This is a genomic window from Nocardiopsis sp. FR4, assembly GCF_009830945.1.
In the GTDB taxonomy this organism is placed as follows: domain Bacteria; phylum Actinomycetota; class Actinomycetes; order Streptosporangiales; family Streptosporangiaceae; genus Nocardiopsis.
In genome coordinates this window covers 1-6087 of the sequence record NZ_VWVV01000060.1, presented here as the reverse complement: position 1 = coordinate 6087, position 6087 = coordinate 1, and the positions used below count along the sequence as shown (strand labels likewise).

Sequence of the window (6087 nt, the reverse complement as noted above, 5' to 3'; positions counted from 1 at the left end):
GAGCGCGCCGAGGGCTCCACCAGGCCGACCTCGCCGTAGTAGCGGATCGTGCGCAGCGACAGGCCGGTCCGCTCGGCGACCTCACCGATCTGCATGTGGCCCGTTCCAGGCATCGAAGCACCCCTTCTCGTTAAACCTACCCTAACGTTAGATTCGTTTTGGTGGTGTCGGTTGTCGTGGCGCGCCACCGTAGCGCGTCTGTGGACGAGGAGGGTGCCGTGCCACGTCAGATGGCCTGTCCGGCCTGTGGCGAGGAGGAGGAACTGACCGGCGGGGCGCGTGTCCCCCCGGAGCCGCGGGCCGGCGCCGCGACGAGGGGGCGGGCGGTGGATCCGGGCCGCGATCACGCGCTCCGCGGCACCTCTCCCAGGTGCCTCCACGGTTCGCGCAGGTGGGAGTAGTACCCGGCGGGGAGCTGTCCCAGGGCGGCGAGTACGTCCTCGCGTGCGCCGCGCTGGTCGGCGGCCCTGATGACCTGTCCCCGGGTCAGCGGTCCGGAGCCGAAGGCTGCCTCCGGGGAGTCGGCGATGTCGACGCGGGTGACCATCACTGCACCTCCAGGGGCGGGTGGACGTCCGAACGGACCTTTTCGGCCGGAGCGCGGCGGTACCGCCGGGGAAGACGGCCGTGCCGTCGGCGGTACCACCGCGGGGCCGGGGCGGAGGACACGGAGTTGAGACGGCCGCACCGGCCGTGCATAACTCTACTCTCTCGTAAGAGTAGAGATGGCGGCGGGGTGCCCGGGCGGTGTCGTAAATCCATTCTTACGTAAGGTTAGAGTTGTTCGGCGCCCCACCACGGACGGAGACGACCCGATGATCTCCTCGCCTCCCGGACCCGACTCCGCGATCCACCGGACCGGGAACGACCCCTCCCCCGACCGGGACGGGGGCTGCCTGCTGGCGGCCGCCTGCGCGGACGCGTTCGGCCACGCGCCCTCCGGGGATCCGGAGTCCCGCGCACCCCTCAGGCCCACCGGCAGTACGTCCCTGATGGCGGTGCTGGCCGCGCACCTGCGCGCGCGGGAGGGCGGAGGGGCGGTCGCCATCGACCAGGACCGGCTCGTCCGGGAGTTCACCCAGGTGTGGCGGCGCGATCCCGAACGGGGGTTCGGCGGCGGAGAGATCAGGATCTTCCTCTCGGTCGTCAACGGCATCCCCTGGCGGAGCGCGTCGTCCTCGGCCTTCGGCGGAACCGGGTCGTACGGTGCCGGGGCCGCGGCCCGGGTCGCCCCGGTCGGTCTCCTGCGGATCCCCCTGAACCGGCTGGTCCGGCTGGCCCGGGACAGCGCCTACGTCACCCACGCCCACCCACTCGCCATCGACGGCGCCGCGCTCCAGGCGTGTGCGGTGGCCTACGTCCGCCGCGCCGACCCGCGGCGGCCGCTGCCCGCCTTCCACCTGCTGTCGACGGTGGCCCGCCACGCCACGGCCCCGGAGTTCCGCGCCCAGTTGGCCCGGCTCAGCGCCCTGGGTCGGGCCGGATACACGCCGCGGGACGTGGTCGGAGCGCTGGGCGGGGGCGCTGGTGCGGTCGAGGCGGTCCCGGCCGCGCTCGCCGCCTTCCTGCACGCCCCGGACGACCTGCCCGAGGTGGTGCGCTTCGCCGCGTGCCTCGGCGCAGGAGCCGGAAACGTCGCCGCCATGGCCGGGGCCCTGGCCGGGGCCCGCCTGGGGTCGGGCGCCGTTCCCGGTTCCTGGCTGCGGCGCCTGGAGGAGGTCCCCGGACCGGGGGCGCGTACACGCGTCCCGTTGCCCGCCGACGGGGACGAGTACGTCTAGGGCCGGGGCTGTTCGGACCGGCCGGGGGCCGGGTCGTGGTGGCACGGGCGCCGACAGGGGTGGGTCGGGGGACCCGGGCCACCACGGGAGGGCGCTGAGCGCGAAGGAAGCAGGTCGAACCCTCCGGGCCCAACCCTACCCTCACGCGAGGTAAGAATTGAACGCCGTCGTTTCCTGTCCCCGGCGTGTGGCGGAGGGCCCTCCGAGGGCAGCTGAACCCACTCACCCGTGAGGGCGGGTTCAGCTGTCGCCCCTCCGCCGCGACGGCTGCACGCCACTCCACCGCTCCCACCGCGAGGTCGTCCACACCATGGCAGAACCCACGCCCACCGCCGACCCCGAGATCCTGGCCGAACGCACCTATCTCGCCGAGGCCCGTGCCGCGCTGGGGCGTATGTACGAGGACGTGGTCAACACACCCACCGTGCAGGACAGCTCCGAGGACGCCGACTACACCTTCACCAACCGCCAGCTCGTCCGCTACCGCGAACGACGGGCCGAGGCCCTCGTCGACCTGCCCGACGTGCCCCTGTTCTTCGGCCGCCTCGACCACCCCCTCGGCAGCGTCTTCGAGGCCGACCCCGCCGACCGGACCCGCGCGAACGGCGCCGACCGGGTCTACATCGGGCGCCGCCACGTCCACGACACCGACGGCACCCCGCTGGTCCTGGACTGGCGGGCGCCGATCTCGGCGGCGTTCTACCGGGCCACGCGCGAGGACCCCCGGGGCGTGCTCCTGAGGCGCCGCTACGGCTTCTCCGAGGACGCCGAACTCACCGCCTACGAGGACGAGCCGCTCACCGGCCCCGGCGCCGCGGACACGGGTGCGGTCGACCGGATGCTGGCCGCCGAGATCGAACGCCCCCGGTCCGGGCCCATGCGCGACATCGTCGCCACCATCCAGCCCGAACAGGACGAACTGGTGCGCGCGCCGCTGCGCCCCGCCCTGTGCGTGCAGGGGGCGCCGGGCACCGGCAAGACCGCCGTGGGCCTGCACCGCGTCGCCTACCTGCTCTTCACCGAGCGCGACCGGCTGCGGCAGGACGGCGGGGTGGCCGTCATCGGCCCCAACCGCTCCTTCCTGTCCTACATCCGCAACGTGCTGCCCGCCCTCGGCGAGGTCGGGGTGCGCCAGACCACCGTCGCCGAACTCATCGGCAGGGTGCCCGTGCGCCGCGCCGAGGAGGCCGACGCCGCGCGCGTCAAGGGCGAGGCCCGCATGGCCCGGGTCATCGAGCGCGCCCTGTGGGACCAGGTGCGCCCCCTGGAGGAGACCCTGGTCGTCGAACGCGGCTCACGCCGGTGGCGTCTGGCGCCGGAGGAGGTGTCCGAGGCCGTGGCCGAGCTGCGCGGACGGGGCATCGCCTACGGCGCGGGGCCGAACCTGCTGTCCCAGCGCCTGGCGCACCTGGTCATGCGCCGGATCGAGGGTTCGGGGGAGGCCTGTGACGGCTCGACCCTCAGCCAGCTGCGCCGCAACCGCGCGCTCACCGCCGCGGTCCGGGCCATGTGGCCCAAGGCCGACCCCGTGCGCCTGGTACTGACCCTGCTCACCGATCCCGAACGCCTGTCCCGTGCGGCCGAGGGCCTGCTCACCCCGGGGGAACAGGAGCTGGTGCGCCTGCCCGGGCGCCCCCGGGGGCCCAGGAGCGCCCGGTGGTCCGAGGCCGACCTCGCGCTCATCGACGAGGCCGCCTCCCTGATCGAACGTCCGGACACCCTGGGCCACATCGTCATCGACGAGGCCCAGGACCTGAGCCCCATGCAGGCCCGCGCGATCGCCCGGCGGTGCAGCCGGGGATCGCTTACCGTGCTCGGCGACATCGCGCAGAGCACCAGCCCGTGGGCGGTCGGCGACTGGGCGGAGCTGCTGGAGCACCTGGGCGAGCCCGACGCCCGCCTGGCCGTGCTGGACCGGGGCTTTCGCGCCCCCGCCCAGATCATCGACTACGCCGCCCGCCTGCTGCCCCGGATCGCCCCGGGCCTGGGCGTCCCCACCGGGGTGCGCGACGTTCCCGGCGCCCTGCGGCTCACCGCCGTGGAACCGGACGACCTGCCGTCCGCCCTCGTCCTGGCCTGCCGTGAGGCGCTCAAGGAGGAGGGGTCGATCGGTCTGATCGCGGCCGACGCCGACCTGCGCGCCCTCCGCGAGCACCTGGCGGCGGAGGGCCTGTCGAGCGCGCTCATCGGCGACACCGAGGACGCTCTGGACACCGCCCGGCTGGTGTGCGTGCCCGCCACCCTCGCCAAGGGGCTGGAGTTCGACACCGTCATCGTCGCCGAGCCCGCCCGGGTCGCCGCGGCCGAACCGCGCGGCCTGCACCGCCTCTACGTCGTCCTGACCCGCGCGGTCAGCCACCTGCACGTCGTGCACACCGAGCCCCTCCCCGAGCCCCTGGGCGGCCCGTTCCGATGAGGCGGTCCCGCACCGGCCCGTACGCGGGCCGGTGCGGGAGGTGAGGCCAGGGCTCGGACGGGAAACCGCCTGCCGGGGTACGGGGGCGGGAGTCGCCCGGCGTCAGACGGGGATCCCCAGCTCCGCCAGCAGGGCGCGCACCCGGCGCTCGACCTCCTCGCGGATGGGGCGCACGGCGTCCACGTCGAGTCCGTCCGGGTCCTCCAGCGTCCACTCCTCGTAGCGCTTGCCCGGGAAGATCGGGCAGGCGTCCCCGCAGCCCATGCTCACCACCACGTCCGCGGCGCGCACGACCTCGTCGGTCCAGGGCTTGGGGAACTCGCTGCGGATGTCGATGCCCACCTCGGCCATGGAGGCCACCGCCGCCGGGTTGACCTCGGTGCCCGGCTCCGAGCCGCCCGACCAGGCGATGGCGCGGTCCCCGGCCAGGTGCCGGAAAAAACCCATGGCCATCTGCGAGCGGCCCGCGTTGTGCACGCACAGGAACAGCACGACGGGGCGGCCGTCGTTGACGCGGTTCTCCACCCGTGCCAGCGCGTGGAGCCGCTGGCGCGCGAAGCGTTCGGCCAGCAGCGGCAGGAACTGGGCGATGGTGGCACCGGAGGCGAACTGGTCGTAGCTGGAGGTGAGGAAGCGTTCGATGGTGGCGCTGTTGAAGACGCCGTCGAACTCTCTGCCCAGGTTGCCCGCGGCGACCTTGAGGGCGTAGCGCTGGTCGACGGTGAACTCGCGCGGGTGGGTCATGGTGTGCCTTCCGGGTGAACGACGGCCGCGAGACGCTCGACGCGCTCGCTGATCTGGGTGAAGGCGTCCTCGAACGCCTCGTCGGTGTCGGTGCGCACCGGGTCGGGGACCGACCAGTGCAGGCGGGCGTGGGTGGTCTCCTCGTGGGCGTTGTCGCACACCGCCACCACCAGGTCGCCCGGGCCCAGTACCTCGTCGACGTGGGAGGTGCGCGCGGCGTCCAGGCGCAGACCGTGGCGGCGGGCGGTCGCCACCGCCCGGGGGTGCACCCGCGGACCGGGGTGGGTTCCGGCCGAGACGGCGGGCACGGTGTTGCGGCTCCGCCACAGAGCGGCGGCCAGCTGGGAGCGGGCGGAGTTGCGGGTGCACACGAACACCACGCGGCAGGCGCGCAGGTGCGCGGTCGGGGCCAGGGCGGTGAGCGCCTCCGGCAGCAGGTGGACGTAGACCCGGCGGTGGTCGGCCTCGGACCGGGCGCGGGCGATGATCCCGGCCTCCTCCAGGACGCGCAGGTGGTGGGCGACCAGGTTGGAGCGCATGCCCAGGGCCCTGCCCAGTTCGGTGGGCGAGGCGTCCCCGGTGGCCAGGGAGTCCGTGATGGCCAGGCGCGCGGGGTCGGCCAGGGCGGCGTGCAGCGCGGCCCGGCGTTCCAGAGAAAGCTCAGCGTTCATTGACTCAATACTTGCTGAGTCATGTGCGGATGGCAACCGCCTTCGCCTGGTGGCAACGGAATGTTCACGCCGAGGACACCCCCCGGGGGGGCGACCGGACCGGTCCCCGGGCCGCACGCGGCTGCCGCCCGGCCTCCGACGACGGGTGCGTACACGGGCGTGCCCGCCGACCGCCGCGCGCATCGCGGTCCGGTCGGCGGGCACGCCGCGGTCGGGGACGTGGCCCCGTCGCGGGATCAGCCGTTCCCGGGAGGGGTGCCTCCCGGCCCGCCGGACGGAGCACCGCCGCCGGGGCCGCCCGTCCCGGAGGCCTCCTGCTGGGTGGTGCTGCCCGCGTAGTCGTTGGCGGGGTCGCGGTAGACGGTGTGGACGTGCCCCCACCCCGCCGTGGTGTACCCGTCCACGTCGGCGCCCGCCGACCCCTGCTGGTTGGAGAACTCGACGTAGACGTCCGGGCCGGAGACCTGGAAGTGGA

The 6087-nt window shown here is 74.3% G+C and carries 7 protein-coding genes; 2 read left to right on the top strand and 5 right to left on the bottom strand.

Annotated features, from left to right (window positions below; translation table 11 throughout):
- Window positions 1–113, bottom strand: a 113-nt coding sequence (locus tag FYW95_RS27385; protein WP_159945709.1) for a MerR family DNA-binding transcriptional regulator, incomplete at its 3' end; no start/stop codon positions are given.
- 230 nt (window positions 114–343) lie between these two features.
- The gene (locus tag FYW95_RS27380; RefSeq protein ID WP_201295072.1) at window positions 344–547 is read right to left on the bottom strand and encodes a DUF2795 domain-containing protein; all 204 of its coding nucleotides are present in this window, start codon (window positions 545–547) and stop codon (window positions 344–346) included.
- A gap of 268 nt (window positions 548–815) precedes the next feature.
- Here FYW95_RS27380 and FYW95_RS27375 point away from each other — a divergent pair, with 268 nt between their 5' ends.
- Together FYW95_RS27375 and FYW95_RS27370 are read left to right on the top strand one after the other, a co-directional pair.
- Complete coding sequence (locus tag FYW95_RS27375) at window positions 816–1781, top strand: ADP-ribosylglycohydrolase family protein (RefSeq protein WP_160051000.1); 966 nt, start codon at window positions 816–818, stop codon at window positions 1779–1781.
- A gap of 310 nt (window positions 1782–2091) precedes the next feature.
- Window positions 2092–4197: a HelD family protein gene (locus tag FYW95_RS27370; RefSeq protein ID WP_159945706.1), complete on the top strand. Its 2106-nt coding sequence runs from the start codon at window positions 2092–2094 to the stop codon at window positions 4195–4197.
- Window positions 4198–4299: 102 nt separating this feature from the next.
- Here FYW95_RS27370 and FYW95_RS28575 read toward each other — a convergent pair whose 3' ends face one another.
- The 3 genes from FYW95_RS28575 to FYW95_RS27355 form a co-directional block, all read right to left on the bottom strand.
- Window positions 4300–4941 (bottom strand): arsenate reductase ArsC, encoded by a 642-nt coding sequence (locus FYW95_RS28575; RefSeq protein ID WP_159945705.1) that lies wholly within the window; start codon window positions 4939–4941, stop codon window positions 4300–4302.
- Entirely contained in the window at window positions 4938–5612 is a 675-nt protein-coding gene (locus tag FYW95_RS27360) for an arsenate reductase/protein-tyrosine-phosphatase family protein (RefSeq protein ID WP_159945704.1), read from the bottom strand. Before FYW95_RS27360 ends, FYW95_RS28575 begins: the two co-directional genes overlap by 4 nt.
- A gap of 236 nt (window positions 5613–5848) precedes the next feature.
- Window positions 5849–6087, bottom strand: a 239-nt coding sequence (locus FYW95_RS27355) for a DUF3500 domain-containing protein (RefSeq protein ID WP_160050999.1), incomplete at its 5' end; no start/stop codon positions are given.

Coding starts and splice junctions, on each gene's coding strand:
- FYW95_RS27375 (WP_160051000.1), top strand. CDS start 816: ATGATCTCCTCGCCTCCCGGACCCGACTCCGCGATCCACCGGACCGGG.
- FYW95_RS28575 (WP_159945705.1), bottom strand. CDS start 4,941: ATGACCCACCCGCGCGAGTTCACCGTCGACCAGCGCTACGCCCTCAAG.
- FYW95_RS27360 (WP_159945704.1), bottom strand. CDS start 5,612: ATGAACGCTGAGCTTTCTCTGGAACGCCGGGCCGCGCTGCACGCCGCC.
- FYW95_RS27380 (WP_201295072.1), bottom strand. CDS start 547: ATGGTCACCCGCGTCGACATCGCCGACTCCCCGGAGGCAGCCTTCGGC.
- FYW95_RS27370 (WP_159945706.1), top strand. CDS start 2,092: ATGGCAGAACCCACGCCCACCGCCGACCCCGAGATCCTGGCCGAACGC.